The organism is Pontibacter anaerobius (genome assembly GCF_026241195.1).
GTDB classification, from domain to species: domain Bacteria; phylum Bacteroidota; class Bacteroidia; order Cytophagales; family Hymenobacteraceae; genus Pontibacter; species Pontibacter anaerobius.
Genome location: NZ_JAPFQO010000004.1, coordinates 101,364 through 123,458, shown reverse-complemented (window position 1 = coordinate 123,458; position 22,095 = coordinate 101,364). Strand labels below are relative to the sequence as shown.

Genomic DNA, 22,095 nt, shown 5'->3' with positions numbered 1-22,095 from the left:
TTCTAACTGAATATAATGTCCTTATAAGTTTTTTTATAGTTTTCGTACTGCGTCTGTAATCTGGAGAAGTTCTGTTCGACCTGTTCCAGGTTATCATTCTTAATATCGTGTTCCAATTGCTTGGCCAGTTCTGCCAGCGGGTTTATACCCAACGTGAAGCCCGTACCTTTAAGCTGATGCAATGTACTTAAAATACCTTTGTAATGTTGTACATCCAGTTCTTTTTTGGCTTCCTCTAGCAATCCGGCGGCTTCTTCCTCAAACTCGGTATATAATTGCTTGGTAAAATCCTCTCCGCCTATCTCTTTTAACTGCTCTACTATGGTCAGGTCAATAATGGGCTCCTGGTTGTTGGGCTCTTGTTCCTTTGCGGCGGCCTCTTCCACTGCCGGTTCCCAGGAATTGCTTTCCCATTTGCTGATCATGGCATGTAGATCGGAGCTCTTAACCGGCTTTGATACATAGTCATCCATGCCCTGGTTCATAAACTTCTCAGCATCATCTTTCATGGAATAGGCCGTCATGGCGATGATAGGCGGACAGTCCGCTCCGAGTTGTTCCTTGATGTGCCTGGTTGCCGTCACACCATCCATCTCCGGCATCTGTATGTCCATAAAAATAATGTCATACTTGTTTTTGGTGGCGTGGTCAATGGCCTCGAAGCCGTTAGAGGCAATGTCGGTAATGCAGCCAAGGCGCTCCAGTTGCTTCTGGGCTACTTTCTGGTTTATCTGGTTATCATCTACCAGCAGCACGTATGGGGTAAACTCCAGCGAGCCAACCTCCTGGTGCTGCTGTTGCTGGCGCAGCTTCTGCTCTTCTACTTCCGAAGCAGTTGCCACGCGCACCTTTATGTTAAACCAGAACACACTGCCGTCGCCCGGGTTCGACTCTACTCCAATGTCGCCGCCCAGCAGGTGGGTGAGTTGCTTGGAGATGGCTAACCCAAGGCCGGTTCCGCCAAATGTCTTCGTGGAGGAGTTGTCGAGCTGCGTAAAGTCGGTGAACAGCAGTTGCTGGTCTTCCGGCGAAATGCCTATACCGGAGTCTTTCACGCGCACATTTAGCCTGTAGTATTCTCGGTCCAGTTGGTCGGCGCTTACATGTATACTTACATCGCCGGCATTGGTAAATTTAATGGCGTTGGATGTAAGATTAGACAGCACCTGCAGCAGCCTGGTTTCGTCCGTGAAGATATGGCGCGGTACATCCGGGGTAATGGTGTAGGTAAAGTTAAGGTCTTTCTGTTGCGCCCGGTTCACGAACAGTGAGTGAATTTTGTTCAGGGTTTCATCCAGGTCTACGCCGCTCTCGTGCAGCACCAGCTTACCCGCCTGAATCTTGCTCAGGTCCAGGATGTCGTTCAGGATGGCCAGGAGGGCGTCTGATGACTTGCGGAGTGTATCGATATACTCGCGCTGCTCCGGGTCTGTGTTGATCTGGCTCATCAGGTCGATCATGCCAATAATGCCGTTCATCGGTGTGCGGAGTTCGTGGCTCATGTTGGCCAGGAACTGTGTCTTCACCTTCAGCAGGTTTTCGGCCTCTTCCTTGGCGCGGAGCAAGGCCATCTGCGTGCGCTTCAGCTCGGATACGTCTCGTACCACACCCTCCAGTGCCACCGGCTCGCCTTGCTCGTTATACACCAGCCTGGAGTCCAGTACCACGGTTTTGTGTGTGCCGTCCTTGCATACCATTTCTACCTCTACATCCCGGATGCTTTGCTCTGCAAGAACTTTTTCGATAATGTACGGCTGGTCCTTAGGATTGGCGTAGAACCTGGTGGTGCTCTTGCCCAGCACCTCTTTTTCCTCGTAGCCAAGCAGCTGCGCGATGGAAGGGCTGACAATCTCGAGTATGTTGCCCATGGAGGCCCGGTAGAATACATCCTGAAACGACTCAAAAATGTTACGGAACTTCTCCTCGTTCTGGGCCAGGGCCAGCTGCGACTTCTTCTTATCGGTTATATCCAGAGCGATGCCTGAGATTTCCTCAAAGGTGCCATTTTCCAGGTAAATCGGGTTCAGGTACACTTCGCGCCAGCTCTCCGGGTGGTTCAGGTGTATCTCAAAGTGCTGTGGGTGGCCTGCAAACGCCTGTTTATACTTGTCTTCCCAGAAAGCGTAGGAGTTCTCATGCACCATCGATTCATCATCGATGCGGATGTACGGTTCCAGTTCTTGGCCGCTGCGGTCTTTAAAGGCCTGGCTGAAGTTGCGGTTGAACGAGGTTAACTCATAGTTGCGGTTGAGTGACCACATATGGTGCGTTCCGGACTCAAAAATGGCATTGAGGCGGGCGTTCTGGGTATTAATCTGCTCCTCGTTTCGCTTTCGCTCAATAGCCAGGGCCACCTGGTTCGAGATAAAATGGAGTATCTCAATATCTGTGCTCACATAGGCTTCCGGGTTCTGGTAATCCTGTAGCGTAATAACACCGATGATGCGGTCGCCGATAGCAAGCGGGGAGCAAAGTATAACCTCCGGCACAGCCCCGAAAATAGAAAGATTCTCCCGCTCTGACAGCTCCAGCAGCTCCTGCTTTTGCATGTATAGCGGCTTGCCGGTTTTAATGATGTACTCCGAAAGGCCCTGCGAGAACGGGCGCTTCATTTGGGCTTTCGAGGCTTTATCCACAAACTGGTCTACCAGGTACACAAAGTTGAGCTGCTTATGCTCGTTGTCGCACAGGGCGATATAGATGTTGCGCGTCTCGATAATCTTGCTTAGCTCGCGGTGGATGGCCGAGTAGAGCGAGTTAAGGTCTTTACTGCTGATGGCCAGGTTTGCGATGCTGTAGTATACTTTCTGCAGGCGCTCAGCCTTGATGCGGTCTGTGATGTCGTGCAGAATAGCGCGGGTAGCTACAGGTTGGCCTTCCTGCCAGCTGCAGGTTATACTTCCGATCAGGTGCACCGGCTTGCCAGCCTTGGTCAGGAATACCGTCTCAATTTTGTTCACATTCTCGCCCTTATACAGGTTACGCAGCTGGTAAATCAGCTTGGCCTTGTAGTAAGGGTGCACAATGTCGTTCAGTGTCAGCGACTCAATATCGTGGTCTGTGTAGCCGAGGCGGTCTTTCCAGGCTTTGTTTACGAAGATGAACTTATTGTCTACAGAGATATTCTGAATCAGGTCATGGGCATTGTCGAAAAGGTCCTGCAGGCGTATCTTGTTGTCCTTCAGGGCCTCCATGGCAATGCGCTTGTCGGTCATGTCCTTGCCCACGCTGGTGACGCCGGTAACCTGCCCCTCCGAGTTATACTCGAACATACAGTTCCAGCGGATAGTCTTCAGCTGCCCAGACTTAGTCACCACATCGCGCTCGTAGTAGGAGCTAAGCTGCTTCGTCTCCAGCGAATTCCTGAAATCCAGCAGGCGCTGCATACGCTCCTGTTTGGGAACCAGCAGCTCGTAGAAGTTCTGGCCGATCAACTCGTCCTCGGGGTACTCCACATACTTCATGAAGTAATCGTTCGCGAAGGCAATGTTGCCTTCCTTGTCAAGGCTGTAGTAGATCAGGTTTACTTTGTCCAGGAAGCTGCGGAACTGGTTCATAGACTCGTGCAGCACTTCTGCGCGGCGCCTTGTCTGCTGTGCCAGCTTACGCTGTGTAATGTCCCGTTTAAACACCTGGATGTAGGCCTCCCCATCAAGTATAAGCCGGTTCACGGTCAGCTCTGCATCGAAGAGGGTGCCATCTTTACGGCGGTTTTTCCACTCAAACGTAATGGAGCGACCTGTTTCCAGCACTTCGCGCATCAGGCGCTCGGTCTTGTCCGCGGAGCGCTCCCCGTCCGGCTGGTACTCCGGAGAAAAGTCCACCGGGGATTTACCGATCAGGTCTTCGCGGGTGCAGCGGAAAAACTCTATGGCCTTGTCGTTGCACTCTTTCACCACACCATCCTTAAACAAAAGTATAGCATCATAAGAGGCCTCGAACAGCAGTTTATACTTGTCTTCGGTGTTTATTAGCTGTTGTTGCAGCTGGTGGCGGTCTATGTAGTTGCCGATAGCATTGCCGATAAAATCTAAGAGCGAGACGAATGACTGCGTCATACGGGGCTCGCTGTTTGGCCAGATCAATATCAGGGCCAGTGCCTTGTTGTTTGTTGTGATTGGTACGATGGTGAGCGACCTGTGCAGCTTTTTCTGCAGGTGCTCCTGTAGGCTAACCACAACCCGACGTTTATTCTGGGTGTGCAGCTGCTGGAGTTGTGATTGGTCCAGCTGCAGTTCATCTGGCAGGGTAGGATTGCCCACCTCTCCGGCAGAGTAGGAGAGCCTGGCTATACTATCGAAGGTGTTGAGCAAGTATACGCAACCTCCCTTTACATCGCTTTTCTCCAGGAGCTCATCCAGGGTATTGTGTAGTATGTCGTACTGGCTGTCGGAGGAGGAAAGGTTGGTGATGAGCTGGTTCACGAACTCCAGTTGGTGGTTACGGAAACGCACATCCTGCTCGGTCTCTATCAGCTCGTTCAGGTTCTTTACGGAGCCATAAAGTATATCCTCTGTCTTGAACCTGCCTCGCTGCAGCGTAATTTCCACGGGCAACAGCTCGTGCTGGTCTTCGTGCAGCCACCACTCAAAGCGCTGCTTGCCCTCTTCCAGGGCTTTCTTCAGTTGTCCCTTCAGGGCCACCCGTTCGAAAAGGTTCAGCTTAAAGGCCTTAAAAATAGACTTGCCCGTTAGCTGTTCTTTGTCCTGTTTTACCAGCTGCAAAGCCGATTGGTTGATATCGATAAAGTGCCCGTCGCAGTCGAGCAGGAACATTGGCTCGGCATTCTCCTCAAACACATCATGGTAGCTGTCGCCGTCGTAGGGCAGTAGCGCTGTGGCCTGGCCTACGTTGGCCAGTTCCACGCACACAAAGGTTTCGCCCTGGCAGTGCACCATGCGGCAACTATAGGTAAAAGGGCTGCAGGATTCATCTTCCTCATTCACATCTACAAAGCCTGTCAGTTTGCGCTGGTGCTGCAGTTCCTCCATCAGTTGGTTAAACTGATCCTGCGAAATGCCAAACAGGCTGCGCAGGCTGCGGGTGGTGCTAAAGTCAGAGTCAGCAACTTTGTAGTTGGTGGTTTGCGCATTGGCGGCCAGCACCAGGCCATTTGGCTGTGCCACTACCACGCCATGCGCTGGTTTTGCCAGCTGCACCAGCACCTGCAGCAGGTTGGAGGCTGATTGTACTGATTTCTCGTCAGGTTGCCGTATGGTTGAATGGGGCATGTGTTGTTTTCTATAAGTATGACAGTATGCGAATTGCACCGGACCAGACGCAACGCCTATGCTAATTTCTTAAATAAAGCGATAATTTAGCAAAAAAATGCTTCGAAGGCTATCGCTCATCCAAAGTATAACAAAACCCTGGCGCAGTTTGTGCCTTTTGCTGGTGCAGAGGCGTTTAGAATTTTATAGTATAGTTTGTGAGGCACAGCAACCCTAGACAGCTCACGGAAAAGTATGAAAAGTAAGAACAAGCAGAAGTACCTGGTGGTGGTGGTAGGGCCTACGGCCGTGGGCAAAACAGACCTTTGCGTACAACTTGCAAAGCACTTTGGCACCGAGATTATCTCCGCAGATTCACGCCAGTTTTTCAGGGAAATGAGCATTGGTACCGCCAAGCCCAGCCCCGAAGAGCAGCAAGGGGTGAAGCACCACTTCGTGGATTCGCATAGTATAACCGAGGAGTATAGTGCAGGTGCGTTTGAGCAGGATGTGCTGGAGCTTCTGGAGCAGCTGTTTCAGGAGCATGACGTTGTGATCATGACAGGAGGATCGGGGCTGTATGTGCGCGCCGTGCTGGAAGGTATGGACGAGATGCCCGAGACAGACCCGCAGGTGCGGGAGGCGTTAACCAAACAGTACGAGCTGCAGGGGCTTCAGCCGCTGTTGGATAAACTGCAGGAACTGGACCCGCTATACTTTGAGCAAGTGGATAAAGCCAACCCGCAGCGCGTGGTGCGGGCGCTGGAAGTATGCCTGAGCAGCGGCAGGCCTTACTCGTCTTTCAGGTCTAGCGAAAAGCAGGAACGTCCCTTTTATAGCATCAAAATAGCCTTGAACCGAGACCGGGCAGAACTCTACAGCCGCATAGACCAGCGCATGGACCAGATGCTGGCGCAGGGGCTGCAGGAGGAGGCAAAACAACTGTACCCGTACCGTCAGCACAACGCCCTGCAGACAGTAGGCTACAAAGAGATCTTCGATTTCATGGAAGGCAAGTATGATTGGGAAGAGGCCGTGCGCCTGTTAAAGCGCAACAGTCGCCGCTACGCCAAACGCCAACTCACGTGGTTCCATAAAAACCCGCAGGAGTATGCCTGGTTTCATCCGGCGCAACAGGGGGAGATCATCGCTTTTATAAATGAGCGAATGAGTGACTAAGTGCACGTGTGAGTAAAGGGTCTGTAAACCCCGGGAATGTGGGTTTGCTTCTTAGGAGCTACTGTCGCTGTTTCTAAAGTATAATTTCAGAAGTCTAAAGGACAATCACTCAGTCACATAGTCACCCATTCAAAATTAGAAAGGATAGCCGATGGCGATATTGAGCACCATGCTGTTCTCGCCGCTGAAGCTGCCGTTAAAGTCTGAAAGCACGAAGCGTTCGCCTTTGGGCAGGTAAGGCACGCGTACAGGTATACCTAAGTCAAGTCGGATCACGAAGAACTCCACATCGATGCGCAAGCCAACGCCCGTGCCTATCGCCAGCTCATTCAGAAAGTTATTGGCTTCGAAGGTACCGCCAGGTTTTACCGGGGTTCCGTCATCTCTGTAGGTTTGGCGCAGCAGCCATATATTACCTGCATCTGTAAACACAGCGCCCTTAAAGAACCCGAAAATAGGGAAACGGTATTCTAAATTGGTCTCCAGTCTGATGTCGCCGGTCTGGTCAAAAAACGAGAACGTTTCTGTTGTTGTCGGCTCATAACTGCCCGGGCCAATACTCCTGGCCCGGAAAGCCCGGATACTGTTAGGACCTCCGATAGAGAACTGCTTGACATAGGGCATGGTGGAGGAGTTGCCGTAAGAATAGCCCACACCCGTTACCAGGCGCCACACCAGCTGGCTTTCTTCACTTAAGTTTAAATAATGCCGGAAGTCGTTATCCAACAACGCATATTGCGCATACCTATCCCCAAATAAGGTACGGGGATTATCGTCTGTAGGGGTGTGGGCTCCTGCCAACGACTGTATGCCGCTCACCAGGTTGCCGGAAATATCCAGCGTCACCTTATCAAAGATGTTGCTGGTCCGGTCTTTATACATTTGGGTGGTGTAGGTTAGCTGGTAAATAGAGCCTACAATAAACTGACTTTCAAAACTACGTTGTAAAAAAGGGTTATCCTCCAGGAAGTCCGAGAAAACCTCTGTGCTATCCGTGAGCCGCACATACTGCAGGTTAATCGGGGTAGCATCAAAGGTCAATGTTTCTTTTGGCCGCCAGGAATAGCCATAAGAGGCGTTGTAGGAGTTCATGCGGTAGTAGCCGGAGCGGCTCAGGAAGTTAAACCCAAGGCCGATGCGGGTTTGCGGTACAAACTCGGTGCGGAGGTTGCGTAGGTTAAACGGTGATACAATCCGCGGAATGGCCAGGTTGGCCTGTACTCCTAACTCATAGGAGGTGAGGTTCGTGTTTTCCGGGACTTCCACGCCTTCAGGGGCCGTACCAGTGCCCGTGCCCCCCACTTGCGATTCAAAGCTGCCCGTGAATTCCACGGTAAGAACCTCAGACCCTTTAAAGGTATTCCGGTTCCGGAAAGACACCTTCAGGCCTGGTCCTGCAAAATTGTTTGACTTGGTTACCATCTGCGCCTCCGCCCGCAACGATTTTTTTAGGGATGGGGTGAGGTATACAAAGGCATCCAGTTTTCCGCTCCCGGTGGTGTCAGGCTCATAGTCGATGTTCACGTATTTGTATGCGGCAAGGCCGGAGAGACGCTTGATCGTAAGCAGATGGTCTTCGCGGGTATAAAGGCTGTCCTGCTCCAGAAATACGCCGTCCAACAGGTGTCGCGCCCGCACATAGTTCTCGTTGGGGATATAATGATATCCTTGAAAATCGATGGTGTCGTTGGTGGAGAGGCTGTCGCCGAGCGAGTAGTTGGCAAAGATGAAGATATCATCCAGTTCATAAGGTTGCAGCGCCCTGGACGCCGCCATTTGCTTAACGCGCATCAGCACATCGGCCTGGCGGTTGCCTACGGTGGTATCCACGCTAAAAATTAGCAGATCAGGGCTGAAGTAGTAGTAGCCTTTGTTCTTTAGGGTGCCGTCAATCCGAATGCGCTCGTCCGTCATTATACTCAGGTCATAGGGTTCGCCTGGCTTCAACAGCGACTCTGCCTTTGCCTGCTCTATGGCCTGGTGTACCGCCAGCGAGTCATTTAAAGTATACTTTATGTTGCGCAGGCGATACGGTTCCCCCACACGGGCTGTCCAGTTAATGGTGGCTTTCTTTTTCTTTACCTCGGTGGTGCTGCTTACGAAGTTGTTAAAATAGCCCCGGTTATGTAGCCGGTTGCTCATCACCTGACTTAAGCTGCCGGTATCAACCTGCGAGATGAGCACAGGGGGCTCCCCAAGCTTTGTCATGATCCAGTGGCTCAGCCCTTTCTCTTTCTCTGTGTAGAATGCGTTGTAAATAGCCAGCTTAGGACGCAGCCCAAGTATGGATGCGTTGGGTTCCGGACGTACGGTCGCGCTTAGTTCTGTCTCCAGGTCGGCACTGCGGTTGCTGCTATCGTTCTCACCTTCCACCTTTACCTCATAGCCTGTAAACAGGGCATCATCCTCGGGTACGGTTTTAGTTACGCTGCAGCCGGTAAGCAGCAGCAGCGCCAGCAGCAAGGGTAATGCGCAGGCGTGTTTCAGCCTGATCCGGGAGTGATTTTTCAACATAGTTTTATTTTGTACCTTCTTCTTCAAGTTCTGCTTCTACTTCTTTTTCCTCTTCCCTGATTTTCTGGGCGGCCTCCAGCCTGCGCTGTGCATCGCGGGCGCGGCGGCTTTCCAGGTCACGGAACAGGTCAGAGAAGTTGTTGTATTCGCGCACATAGATCAGCGATACGCCGGTGGCCCTTACGTCGCCGCCCTCAATAATGCCTTCATACTGGTTGCGCTGGAATCCACGCACCCGCAGGCGCCCATCTTCAGTAAGCGAATATTCCACGGAGATATCGCCGCCAAAGCCGCTCATGGTCTGGTTAGACTGGCTGCCACCCTCCAACCCGATATCGGTGCCGACACGCACGGTAAGCCTGTCGTTGAGGAACTGCTGGCGCATGGCCACGTTAAGATCGGTGCGACCTTCTGCCGAACCGGAGGAATAGTCCTGGTAAGAGTCCACACCCAACTCCAGGCCCAGGCCGCCGGCATAGCGGTTCGTCAGCTGGTTCAGTTGGTCCGTCATCACCTGTCCTAAACTGTTTCGTGCCGTTGACTCGAAGCCGCCGCCGGAGCTGGTAAGCGGGTCGGGGGCCATAAAGCGGTTGAGCACCAGCAACGAGAACACCTGCTTGTTCAGCTCCGCATCGTCCTGGCGCAGGTTGCCCAGGCTACTGGTCACAATTGGCGGCACGTTGCCACGCTCCTCCTCCGGCATCTGTATGTCAAAGCTTATTTCCGGTGTCAGAATATCGCCCCGCACAAACACATATACCTGGAAAGGGACCTGGTTTTTGAGAGCTGGGTCTTCGTAGGTAGCGGCCTGCGAGGCTACGAGTTCCTGTGGCGCCGTCTCTACAGTATAAATGGCTGTGATGTCCATGTTGGCCAGCAGCGGGTCCCCGGTCCAGTTAATATAGCTGCCTTCGGCAATGTCCAGCTCACGGGAGGCCAGGTCGTAGAAATCCATGCTATACTTGCCATCTGTTACTGTAAAGCGCCCGCTCATGTTAATCTCACCACTAGGGCGCATACCTATGAACAGCGGGTCAGCGGAGCCACGCACGGTAAGCTGATCGCCAGTGGTCGGGTCTATCACAATCGTGATCGGGGTGGCATCGGTCACGGTGATCTGGGCTTCTATATCGGCTCCCTCAAAACCTTTTATCTCGGCAGAGTCCGCCTGCTGTTCCCTTACAATCCGGGTCATTTCAGGATTCAGGTTAACAAACTCCACTATACCGTCCCGCTCGGCGGCACCCACCTCATCAGCAGGTATAATGGTGGTGAAGTCAGAGCCATCCAGCACACGGGCATCTACTTTGATTACCGGCAGCAGCATGTTGCCGGTAATGGAGGCATCTGCGGCCACGTACACAGTGCCGTAGAAAAGGCTGTTGTCCTGGGCAGTGGAGTTGAGCGCCAGGAAGCGCTTCGTTGCCACATCCATCCCAAACTCAAAATCAGTGTACGTCTCCGTAAGTATGTTTCCGGTAATGACCAGGTCGTTGCCTAAAGAATCTGTAATGGTGAAGTTAGGGAAGCTGATGCCCTGCTCGGTAAACTCCAGCCTTTCGTTCTCCAGCGTAAACACCGAGCCCAGCATGGTGAGGTTAAACTGCGCCTGGTTAAAATTAAGCTGACCCAGAATTTCTGGCTGCTCCAGTGTGCCGCTGATGCGCAGGTCGCCGGTTGCGTTGCCGTCCAGCTGATCTACCATGCCGGCCATAAAGCCCTCCAGCGAGGCTATGTTGAGGCGCGCGATGTTGGCGTTCATGTTGAGGAGGGTGGCATCCGGTTGCATTTCCATGAAACCGTTTACCGTTACCTGGTTGCTGTTGCCGGTCAGGCGGGCGTCTATGTTGTAGCGGTTTCCGGCTTCGCTGCTGGCATTCAGGGCCAGATCACCTACCGGTACGCCCTCGTACGCAAAGTCTGTCACGGTCAGGTCGGAGGTGAAGGCCATGTTATCTAAAAGGATGTTACGGACGGTGGCTGTGCCATTTATGGTACCAGCTATCAGGCTATCCTCGGGTGCCTGAAAAGTACGCATGATATAGGCTATGTCCACGTTTTCGAACTCAGCCTGCAGCGGCGCATTGGGCGCCACGGGGCCGGAGCTGTTCAGAAGTATAGACTGGTTGTTGTGCTGCAGCCGGATGTTGTTGGCATATAGTAAGTTGGTGTCGAACTGCAGGTAGTTGTCCTGCGGTACGTCCCAGTCATCCCCGTTAATTACCAGCTGGTCGGGGTTAAAGGAGAAGCGGTAGCCGGTGCCCAGGCTATTAAGTATGCCCCCAATTACCAGTCGCTCGCTCTGCTGGGCACTGTCGCCGGCAACAGCCAAACGCACGGCCAACTCATTGTCTCTTGCTGCCCCGTCCAGGCTGATGTTGTCCATGGTAAGCGAAGGCGAGATGAGTTTCTGCAGGTTCAGTTTATACGCCAGCTCGTTTCTATTGCCGTCTACTGCCAGGTCCAGGTTCTGCAAAGTATAATCGGTGTATACTATTTTGCTGATGCTGCCATCCAGCTCCAGTTGATGGTTGTCGCCGTTGTAAGTGGCTGTGATAGGAGTGGCTGGCTGCAGCTGGTACAGGCCAGGCACAAAGGAGGTGATCAGCCCGGTCTTCTTCAGGTCGATGGTGGCGGTAAAATCGTTGAGATTCAGGTTGGCAGGGTAGGGCGGGTCCGGCTGCAGGTCTAAATAGTTGGAGAAGTGTTTCTGCAGGGCGGTGGGCAGGGTTGCCAGGGAGTTGTTAAACTGCATGTCGGCGTCCACCACATCAGACTGCACCATGACCTCAGCCGTCTCGCCTCTTTGTTGTAGAGTCATCACCAGCGAGTCGATCGGGGTGGATTGCCCCTCCTGGATCACCAAAAGTTCCTGGCCCTCCAGCCGGCCGCTCAGGGTTGCTGCGTCAGCCCCTGTAAAGTTACCCTGCAACTGGCCTTTTATACTTAATGGCTCAGGGTATAGGTTCAGGGCCTGCAGGTCGGCTTTCTCTAGGTCCAGGTCAAAAGTATAGGCGGGCTGCGTGGTATCGCGGAGGTTAAACTTGCCTGACAGGTCAAAGGCCAGGTTCTTATCGTCGGCAGTGGCCTCTATGCTGTACAGGTTCCGGTTTATGTTCGCATCCAGGTTGATGTTGTTGTACCTGTAGTTATTGTAGTCGAAAAGCTTTACGTTGGCCTGCACATCGGCCCGCATGGTTTCGGGGGTTAGGCCGGTGCCTTTGGCCTTTGCCTCCAGCGCCACCCTGCCCAGCCCCAGGCTGTCTGCCATCAGCTGGCTCAGGTCAAAGCCGCCGCTGCGCACCGTAGCCGTGAAGCTCTCATTCGCACCCATGTCCACATCGGCTACCACATTGCCGAAAGAGGTACGGAGATCGGCGTTGGCATCGAAGGCGGTGAGGCTCCCTTTATAGTTACCCGTCAGGCTCATCTGTGGCGGTAACCTGAAGTCAGGGGGAATAGTACCTGCCGGCACCAGCGCCTGCACATCGGTGCGGGTGGTGGCGAAGCGATTTATGTCCAGGTCCAGGTATAAATTGTCGGGATCCATGGCGTTGCGCACCGTACCCTTTACATCAACCCTTGTATCTTTTAAGCCGGCCAGCTGCAGGGTTTGGATGCGCAGGTTCTCTATCTTGCCCTCGGCCTTGGCCGTTACCCTGATGTTGGAGTTTGCTATACTTCTAAAGGAAGGGTTCTGGGCCATGTCCGGCATAAAGTATAGCACATCCTGCATCCCGATGTAACTGTTGTTGATGTCTACGTTCAGGCCCACCTGCTCCGGGTTTTCTGCGATGGCCTCCAGTGAGGGGTAGGTCATGGCCAGGTCGTTTTGCAGGTGGCTGTTACCTGTCTTCAGGTCGAGGTTGGTGAGGCTGGCGTGGGTGGAGTCAATAAGGATTCCGGCCTCAAAGTTTTCCAGCACAAAGCCACTCTGCTCTTTCAGGGCGAGCTGGTTCAGGTCTACCTGGGTGCGGTTGAGGCTGTAGCTGATGTCCTGTGCGTCCATGACCACATCGGTGAACTTCAGGTGGTCGTAGTCCATGCCGCGGGGCTGCTTGGGCGCGTTAAAGTTATCGAATACCACATCCAGGTCAGTCACGTCCAGCTCGCCCAGCGTAAGTACCCAGTTTACGGGCTGCCCCTGTGCCTGCTCCACTGATCTGTTCAACTCCTCTGCAGTGCGCTCCGGGTTCACGGCCAGCGAGTCGGAGGGTTTATACTTTTCCTGCACGTAAGTCAGGTCTGTATTGTGCAGGGCAAAGCTTTTGAGAGCCACCTTCGCATTTTTCAGGTCAATGTTATCCGATACCACCTCCGATTCACCGAGTGCCAGTTCGATGCGCTGGTCGGCCGGGCGACTCAGGAAGCTCAGACGTATGTTCTCCAGCGCCAGCCGGTTCAGCCCGAAATCCATCTCCAGCGGCTCGTAGGCGGAGGTGTCGGGAGGGGGGAGCTTTGTTTGTTCGTAATCTACCCAGGTATCCGCCAGCCGTACTTCGTCCACCAGGTAACGCTGCTCCTCCAGGTTCAGCTCGTCCATGGTGGTGGTCAGTTCACCCACGCGGGTCCGGATGTAATTACCGCCGGCCTCATCCCGAAACACGACATACACATTGTCCAGGTTTATGGTGCCCAGGGTAATCTGCATGGCCGAAGCGGTGTCGGCAGGTTGGGCGGTGGCAGTGTCGGTGGCAAAAGCCTCTGCAATAAAATCGAAGTTGGTGGTGCTGTCTTCGCGGATGTGTAGCTTGAGGGTGGCGTTGTCGAGGTCCACTTTGCTGATGTTCACCTCACCTTTGATAAGCGAAAGTATGGCCATGTCCACGCCCAGCCGTTCGGAGTACCAAAGGGTATCCTGCTGCTGGTCTTCCACATACACATCCGTCAGTACCAATGCGTTGCGCCAGTCGGTGGTGAAGCCGCCGATATTCACCTCTGTTGCCAGGGTTTTCTGCAGGTAGTTCTCGCCTTGCCTGGCTAAATAGTTTTGCACCCCCTGAAACTGCAGGGCAATAATAATAAGTAGAAGCAGGCCCACTATTACGGCAAGTGGCCAAAGTATGACCTTTAGGATGATCTTAGTTATATGTTTGGCAGATGCGATATGTCTTGGGTTTAAGTTTGTGCTTTTGCTTTTACGGAAAATGATGTTTGGGGATAGGGTTTTTGGAATGTTTGGCACCTTTTTTATCAGACGGATGCCAATTTAGGGTTAGCCCCACAGGCTGTACGGCTACAATGGCGATAGTGATTTTTGAAGAAGGCAGCTTGTTGGGGGGCTATGGCGGGTACAAAAAAGCGCCCCGGCCAAAGATCTATACTTTAGCCGGGGCGCGCCCTGTACTTTATACTTGCTGCAGCTGGGAACAGGTGCAGCAGCTGAGTTTATACTTACACAGAGAGGATGTTTACCATCTGCAGGTAATGCGGGTTGATCAATTTGTCTTTTGTGATGGTCTCGATAAACGGCGTGTACACCAGGTCCCCGTTAATGATGCCGGCCATCTCGCACTTACGGCCTTGCAGCAGGCCCTCCACGCAGGCAATACCCAACTGGCTGGCCAGCATACGGTCTGCGGCGGTTGGCGCTCCACCGCGCTGCACGTGGCCAAGTATGGTTACGCGGGCGTCCATGTGTGGCAACTCCTGCTGTACTTTGTGCGCTACATCGTTGGCGTTTCCGGCCTCGTCGCCCTCGGCCACAATCACGATGAAAGATGTTTTGGAGCGGTTCCAGCCGGTGCGCAGCGTATCCACCACGTGCTCTATACTTGTCTCGGCCTCCGGTATCATCACGATCTCGGCACCGCCGCCAATGGCGCACGGTATGGCAATGTAGCCAGAGTCGCGGCCCATCACCTCTATAAAGAACACGCGGTCGTGGCTGTCTGCCGTATCGCGAATTTTATCGATGGCATCGAGGGCAGTGTTCACGGCCGTGTCGTAGCCGATAGTATAGTCCGTGCCGTACAGGTCGTTGTCTATAGTGCCGGGCGCGCCCACTGTCGGTATGCCGAACTCTTCAAAGAAGATGTTGGCACCGGTAAAAGTACCGTCCCCGCCGATGCAGACAAGCCCCTCGATGCCATGCTTCATCAGCTGCTCATAGGCCTGCTTGCGCCCCTCGGGGGTCATAAACTCCTTGCTGCGGGCAGAGCGGAGGATGGTGCCGCCCTTCTGTATGATGTTGCTTACCGAGTGAGAGTCCATTTTGTAGATCTCACCCTTGATCATGCCTTTATAGCCACGGTGGATACCGTATATCTCTACCCCATGATAAACGGCCGCTCGTACAATAGCTCTGATGCATGCGTTCATGCCTGGCGAGTCGCCGCCTGAAGTAAATACTCCTATCCTCTTCATGGTGTTGTTGTGTCTGTTAGTTGTGGTAATGTTACTCAAAATCCGAAAAACGAATGTTATCTAAACTTTAATTTATGCGAGACTGCAGCTCAAAACGTTATAGTTTTGCAGCACTTGTAAAAACTGACGATATTATGCGACTTTAAATAGAGAAAACCGTATGTTAAATCGGCACGCTGTACCCTGGCCTTAAAGGCAAGGGTGGCAGGCTTAAAGACTACTGGTTTATCCCTAAAGTTTTGGTGCAGGAATTGAGTCAGCACAAATTGGAACCCAAGTAAACTAATTTAACCTACAGAGGCAACGTATGTTCGGTTTTTTTGAGAGTGAAGAGACAAAAAGATTAAAAAGCCATATCTCTAATCTTGGGGCACTGGCAAAGGTGGACGGCCACTTGGATCCTACCGAGATGAAATTTATCATCGCGATCGGGGAAAAGCACGGCATGAAACCGGATGAGGTGCGCGAGTTGCTGTCGGATGTTAAGGTAAAGGCGCCACAATTGCCCACCAACGACTCCGAGCGCTTCGACCAGATCTATGACCTGGTGGAGATGATGCTGGCCGACGGCATTGTGGACGAGAGCGAAATGGATTTCTGCATTAACATGGCCTCAAAGCTTGGCTTTAAGAAAACTATTGTGGGGGTGCTGGTGCGCAAGATCACGATGGGGGTGAAGGACGGACTGACGCGCGACAGTATAAAACGTGAGGCGCAGGCTTTCTTAAATTACTGATAAAATCATATTTATACTTTATTCTATAGGCAGTAAAGACCTGCCCCGGGCACGTATATACCAGAAGGTACACGCTAAAATTGCTCTTAGCCCAATGAGGCAAAACGAAAACTCTTTCCTGTTCCTGATATTATCGCTTTACGGTGGCCTGCTGATGGCGGTGGCTGCCTATTTCCTGTCTGCTGAGTACCAGCCGCTGGTGTTCCTGCTCCGCTTCAGCACTTTCTGGTTCTGTAGCTTTTTGCTGGCCGTACTTTTGGTGCTCTATTACACCCGCAGGCGTATTTATACTTTGTCGCGGGTGGATAGAAGCCGGGTGCTGCGCTTAAGTACCTACGCCGTAAGTGCCGGGGTTGTCATAGCGCTGGCCGTGGCCTCCATACTTTTCCTTAACAGGTTTATGTAGTTGGTAACACAGGGTTTAGCCCTCTGGGTGCCTCTTCCGGCAAATTCCTTTTGTTTAGTAAAGTATAATTTTATTCTTCCTCCTCTATTGCATAGCTACGGAAACTGCCGTCCTGGTAAACGTACACGCTCCTTTCGTTTCCTACGGCAACGGCAACAGCATCGTGTGGCAGCTCTACCTCAGCCATGGTGCTTGTATCCTGCACCTGCTCTCCCTGGGCTATCCGGTACAGGTAGTATAGGCTGGTGAGTTTGCCCCGCTCGTTAAACAGAATATCCCGCTTCAGCTCCACCAACGTGTATTTCTCTTCCTGCTGCTGCAGGGCGGCCACTATCACCAGTTCTTTGCCTTGCTGCAATTGCAGAGCCACATCCTGGCGGTTGTCGCCATCAAAATCACCCCGGGCTATGGCAGGGCTGCCGGGGTGCTCCTCTGCCAGCTGCTCAGCGTTTCCCGCAAGCGTAGGGCGCTCCCAGCCCGGATACTTCTCTGCGAGTAATTGCATAACCGGAGGAGGTAGGGGCAGCGTCGGGGAGATTTCGTTCTCATCGGTTTTCACCGCGTCTTTCTCCACGTTGGCAATCGAGTCCAGCGCTTTGGCCGGAGGGGCTACCTGCACATGCTCGTCCTGTACTTCTTCGTTTTCAGGGGAACAGGCCAATAGGCAGAGCGGCAGTAAGTATATTGGTAAGTGCTTCATTTTATGGTTGTTTTGTATTTCTACTGTACTGCCTTTACAGGCATGCTGTTACAGCGGCCAGATGATCGGGGTCATGATAAGTATGGCGATGATGAGCAGCAGTGTAAGCGGTGAGCCTACCTTGATGAAATCCCAGAAGCGGTATTTGCCAGGGCTGTAGACTAGTATACAGGCTGGCTCAAACGGTGTTACCAGCGATACAGAGGCCGACAGCATAATGGCAATGGCAAAGGCCCGCGGGTCAGACCCCAGCGACTCGGCCGTACGCAGAGCCACCGGCACAATGACCAAAGCCGCCGCCGCGTTAGACATGGGCTGGGTAAGTATAACCGTGAGCACTACAAAGCCAGCCAGTACGGCCAGCTTGCCCATGGGCCCCAACACGTCAACGATCCCCTCTGCTAGAAAATCAGCGGCCCCGGAATTTTCCATGGCTGTACCAAAGGCCGTCATGCCTCCAATAAGTATAAGCAGCTTAAAATCGATAGAGGCGTAGGCCCTTTCGGAGCTGATGCACCGGAAAAGGATAGTGCACAGGGCAGCCAGCAAAAAGGCGATGGAGAGTGGCAGTACATCAAGTGTCCCTAAAAGTATGGCGATCACGAAGCAGGAGATAGCAATAATGCCCTTCCGCTTTTTAAAGAGCAGCGGCTCAAACTCTCCCAGCAGCGCCAGGTTGTTGGAGTTCCGTAGCTGCACGAGCCGCTCCGGGGAGCCCTGCACCAACAGCAGGTCCCCGAGCTGCAGCTGTATACTGCCGATTTTGGTGCGTAGCGTTTCGCCGTAGCGGGAAATGGCTATCACCACCAGCCCGTATCGCTGCAGAAAGTTAATCTCCTTAACCGTCCGGCCGATCAGGTCGGACTGGCGCACCACCAGCAGCTCCGCCAGCCGTATGTTGTCCGTTTCCAGGTCTTTCTCCAGGATCACATCGGCCATAATGTCAATGCCCTTTGTCTCCTTTACCTTTATCAGGTTGTCCAGGTCTCCTTCTACCAGCAGCACATCGTTTTCCCGGATTCGGGTACGGAAGTCAGGCAGGAAGTTGTCTTTCCCCCGGATTATGTTGAGTATTCGAAAGCTGAGCGTGGTGAGGTCAGAAGCAAAGACAAGCTGCCCCACCAACGGCGAATCTGGGCGCACCACGATCTCTGTGAGATATTTCTGCAATTTGTACTCCTCGGCCAGCTGCTGGTCTTCGTGGCTGGGCAACATGCGCTGGCCAGCGGTGAGCATGTAAATTAATCCGATCACAAAAATGACGAAGCCAATGCCTGAAATCTCAAAGATGCCGATGGGAGGGAGGCCCGTTTTTGCGATGTAGCCGCTCACGGCCACGTTGGTAGAGGTGCCGATGAGCGTGCAGGTGCCACCAAGTATGGCTGCAAAAGCGAGCGGCATCAGGAGTTTGGAGGGGCTGGTGTTAATGCGTTTGGAGAGGCCCACCAAAGGTGTTACGAACATGGCCGTAACCGTAGTGTTATTCATAAAAGCTGATACAAAACCGGTTACCACCATAACAGTGAGGAGCATCAGGCTGGTGCTTTGGTGGGCCAGGCGCACCATCCGAACCACGGCAAAATCAAGTATACCTGTCTCCTGCAGGGCGGCGCTAAGTATAAATATGGCGGCAATGATGATGATGAAGTCGCTGCTGAAGCCCTTAAAAGCCTCCTCGGCTGTGATAATGCGGCTGCTTGCTAGTATGATAAGCATAAGCAGCGTCACGATCTCGATCGAGAGCTTCTCTGTGGCAAACAGCACCACAGCAATCACCAGCAGTGTCAGCACAAGGGCTATTTCCATAAGGTTCCGGTTGATGTGCTTATACCTCAGGAGTAAAGTATAGCCCCGGTTTTTACGTGCAATCACCGCTGCGGTTGCTGCTGTAGTGTTGGGTTTGTAAAGGGGGATGGGCTGTACTTAAGCTCCCGCTATACTTCCTGATTGCTGTTCGGGTTTATACTTTGGCTATACTTTGGCTATACTTTGGCTATACTTTTATACTTGTTCATTTACACTTTCATAGCTGCTGCTTCCCGCAACCGGACCAAGTTATCCTTACTAGCTGCTGTTGATCCTCACTCTTACGAGCAGCTTGTTTTATCCCTTCCTGGCGCAAGTATTTATACTTGTGTCCTTTTATGGTGTTGAGTTTGTAACTCAACTGGCTTGCAAAGCCATACTTAGCACTTTAGCTATACTTTATCCCGCTGTTCCGGACATCCCTGTCCGGAACCTTTCTGCCGCGGATTTCCTAATCCGCATACTTATACTTCCCTAGCTGCTGCTTCCTGTAGCTTGACTCAAGCTATCCTATTTTGCTACTGTTCATCCTCAGTCTTACAAGCGACTCGTTGCACTTCCGGCCTTGGCTCCCTCCAGCCCGGGAGGGCTCGTCTTCCCGCATCGCGCTGGGAGCTTTTCCTGCCCTCGTGCCTCGGGCTGCCTTCGCTCCCGCTCGGCACCGGAAAAACTCCAAAGGCGCTCAACGGAAAGACTGGGATCAGTTCGATAGCCTAAGCTGATGCAACATGAATCGGACTCCCTCTCCTGTTTTGGGGGTAGGGGCCCTCGAGAAAAGGAGAGGGCTGTGGAGAGGTATGATTCCCCTCCTCGGAGGGGCAGGTTTATACTTGAAGAGACGCAATGTATTGCGTCTCTTCAAGTATAAACCCACTTAAATCTCTCACATCAGGACTTATCTCCGGTTGCTTCGTCTATAGAGCGCAGTATAACGGCACAGGCCTCTCTGATCTCATTCTCTGTGATAACCAGGGGCGGTGCGATGCGCATGGAGTTGTCGCAGAACAGGAACCAGTCTGTGAGTACGCCGTTGAGGATGGCGCGGTCAATCACGGCTTTCAGTACCTCAAAACTTTCGAATTCGGCTGCCATCATCAGGCCGCAATTCCGAACTTCCTTGATGCGCGGGTGCACGAGCAGCTCCCTGAAAAGCGCGGCTTTACGGGCGACTGCCTCCAGCAAATTCTCGTCCTGTATCGTCTGCAGGGTGGCCAGCGAGGCGGCGCAGCTTACCGGGTGACCGCCAAACGTGGTGCAGTGCCCAAGGATTGGGTCTGTTTTAAAAGCCGCCATGATCTCCTGCGGAGCAATAAAAGCCCCGATCGGCATACCGCCGCCCATGCCCTTGGCGCAAAGCAGGATATCAGGCTCAATGCCAAATTGCTCAAAAGCCCAGAAGGTGCCGGTGCGGCCAAACCCGCATTGTATCTCATCCAGTATCAGCAGGGCACCGACTTCGGTACAGCGGTCTCGCAGGTGCTTCAGATAATCGTTCTCCGGCACACGAACGCCGGCCTCGCCCTGCACCGTCTCTATAATTACCGCTGCGGTGCGGTTGGTGATGTCCTGCAGGTCGGGGAGGTGGTTGTATTGGATGTGGCGTACATCGGGGAGCAGCGGGCGGAAGGCGTTTTTAAAGCCCTCGCTGCCGTTAACAGACAATGCGCCCTGCGTGGAGCCGTGGTAAGCGTTGCGGCAGGAGACGAACTCGGTGCGGCCTGTGTAGCGTTTAGCCAGCTTCATGGCGCCCTCCACAGCCTCGGTTCCGGAATTCAGCAAGTATACGTTGTTCAGGCGATCGGGCAGAGTGCTGGTAATGGCCTGTGCCAGTTGCGCCTGCGGGGCCTGCACAAACTCGCCGTACACCATCAGGTGCATGTACTTGTCCAACTGCTCGTGTATGGCCTTGAGCACGCGCGGGTGCCGGTGGCCTACATTGCTCACACCTATGCCCGAGATCAGGTCCAGGTAGCGGTCGCCGTTGGCACCATACATGTATACTCCCTCTGCCTTCTCCACCTCAATCATCAGCGGGAAGTCTGATGTCTGCGCCACATGCTGCAGAAACAATTGCCTCATCGAAATCATGGTGCAAAGGTACGGAAATAAGTATGAAAGAGGGAATAGGGCAGGGGCTAGCGTACCATGGAACTCATGCCACCATCCACGATCATGGTGTGCCCGGTTACAAAGCCGGCGGCATCGGAGCAGAGCCACAGGATGGCGGACGCAGCCTCGGCAGGCTCCCCCAGCCGCTTTTGGGGGATGAAGGAGAGGTAAGCCTCTTTTATCTGCTGCTGCTTTTCAAAGTCTTTGCCGGCCTGCACCTCAAAGGCGTGCCGGAGCATGGGCGTATCGTGCGCGCCGGGCGCTACCACGTTGATGCGAATACCGGCGGTGGCCAGTTCCTGGGCTGCAGATTTGGAGAGGGCTATCACGCCGGCCTTGGCGGCGGCATACAGCGAACCCATCGGTGCCCCGCCCAGCCCGTTCACGCTCGAAACATTCACGATGGCACCGGCCGGAGTAGTTTTGTCCAGCATCATCCTGATCTCCTGCTGCATACAGAGCCAGACGCCCTTCAAGTTGGCGGCCATGGCCATGTCAAACTCGCTGATCTCGAACCCATGCAGCGGCGCACCGATGCCCTGCGTGTCGGCGGCGTTGTTCACGGCATAATCCAGGGTGCCGTATACTTTGCGGATCTCGCTGAACAGGTCCAGTACACTTTCGGGCTGGCTGTTGTCTGTTTGGATATAATGGGCGGCATGGGCGGTAGGTGAGATGGCTCTGAGGGCGTGCTCTGCCTTCGCGGCGTCTCTGCCCGTAAGTATAACCTTCGCTCCGGCCTGGGCAAACTGTTGGGCCGTGGCCAGGCCAATACCCGAGGTGCCGCCAGTTACCAGCACCACCTTATCCTGAAAATCATACTTTACCTGCTCCATAACTGCTGTTCTTTAGTTATCACTGTCATTCTGTTAACAACCTTAGGCTAAAAAGCTAGTCCTTACCCCGGAAGGTTAAACTTTCGCTGCAGGCCCACAGGATCCTTTCAGGATGACAAAAAGGAGAGAATGAAACGATACTACCCTTCTGTTAGGTAAGTATACTTTTGTTGCCCTGGCTCACACAGTAATTCATGGGTTGCATCCTGCCATACTAGCCCGTGCTGTTGAAA

The 22,095-nt window shown here is 53.2% G+C and carries 11 protein-coding genes; 3 read left to right on the top strand and 8 right to left on the bottom strand.

The features are described 5' to 3' along the window. Positions 1–2: 2 nt before the first annotated feature. Positions 3–5,231, bottom strand: coding sequence for a PAS domain S-box protein (locus OO017_RS07980; protein WP_266051944.1), 5,229 nt, complete (start codon positions 5,229–5,231; stop codon positions 3–5). A 234-nt stretch (positions 5,232–5,465) separates the two neighbouring features. Here OO017_RS07980 and miaA point away from each other — a divergent pair, with 234 nt between their 5' ends. After that, positions 5,466–6,389, top strand: coding sequence for a tRNA (adenosine(37)-N6)-dimethylallyltransferase MiaA (gene miaA, locus OO017_RS07975; protein WP_266051943.1), 924 nt, complete (start codon positions 5,466–5,468; stop codon positions 6,387–6,389). A gap of 135 nt (positions 6,390–6,524) precedes the next feature. On the opposite strand, the gene tamL is transcribed toward miaA, so the two are convergent. The 3 genes from tamL to pfkA form a co-directional block, all read right to left on the bottom strand. Continuing rightward, the gene (tamL, locus tag OO017_RS07970; RefSeq protein ID WP_266051942.1) at positions 6,525–8,903 is read right to left on the bottom strand and encodes a translocation and assembly module lipoprotein TamL; all 2,379 of its coding nucleotides are present in this window, start codon (positions 8,901–8,903) and stop codon (positions 6,525–6,527) included. Positions 8,904–8,907: 4 nt separating this feature from the next. Then, entirely contained in the window at positions 8,908–13,899 is a 4,992-nt protein-coding gene (locus OO017_RS07965; protein WP_500797066.1) for a translocation/assembly module TamB domain-containing protein, read from the bottom strand. A gap of 398 nt (positions 13,900–14,297) precedes the next feature. Continuing rightward, on the bottom strand, positions 14,298–15,269 hold the full coding sequence (gene pfkA, locus OO017_RS07960) for a 6-phosphofructokinase (protein ID WP_266051940.1): 972 nt from the start codon (positions 15,267–15,269) through the stop codon (positions 14,298–14,300). 307 nt (positions 15,270–15,576) lie between these two features. Between pfkA and OO017_RS07955 the strand changes: the two genes are divergently transcribed. Then, positions 15,577–16,005 carry a TerB family tellurite resistance protein gene (locus OO017_RS07955; protein ID WP_266051939.1) on the top strand — a complete coding sequence of 143 codons (429 nt, stop codon included), beginning with the start codon at positions 15,577–15,579 and terminating at the stop codon, positions 16,003–16,005. A 94-nt stretch (positions 16,006–16,099) separates the two neighbouring features. Then, on the top strand, positions 16,100–16,411 hold the full coding sequence (locus OO017_RS07950) for a hypothetical protein (protein ID WP_266051938.1): 312 nt from the start codon (positions 16,100–16,102) through the stop codon (positions 16,409–16,411). A gap of 70 nt (positions 16,412–16,481) precedes the next feature. On the opposite strand, the gene OO017_RS07945 is transcribed toward OO017_RS07950, so the two are convergent. From OO017_RS07945 to OO017_RS07930, 4 genes are all read right to left on the bottom strand, one after another. Beyond that, on the bottom strand, positions 16,482–17,111 hold the full coding sequence (locus OO017_RS07945; RefSeq protein WP_266051937.1) for a hypothetical protein: 630 nt from the start codon (positions 17,109–17,111) through the stop codon (positions 16,482–16,484). A gap of 48 nt (positions 17,112–17,159) precedes the next feature. Then, a complete protein-coding gene (locus tag OO017_RS07940) occupies positions 17,160–18,917 on the bottom strand; it encodes an SLC13 family permease (protein WP_266051936.1) in 1,758 nt (585 codons plus the stop codon). Between the two features lie 888 nt (positions 18,918–19,805). Then, on the bottom strand, positions 19,806–21,005 hold the full coding sequence (locus OO017_RS07935; protein WP_266051935.1) for an aspartate aminotransferase family protein: 1,200 nt from the start codon (positions 21,003–21,005) through the stop codon (positions 19,806–19,808). Positions 21,006–21,052: 47 nt separating this feature from the next. Beyond that, positions 21,053–21,862, bottom strand: coding sequence for an SDR family NAD(P)-dependent oxidoreductase (locus tag OO017_RS07930; protein ID WP_266051934.1), 810 nt, complete (start codon positions 21,860–21,862; stop codon positions 21,053–21,055). Between the last annotated feature and the right edge of the window lie 233 nt (positions 21,863–22,095).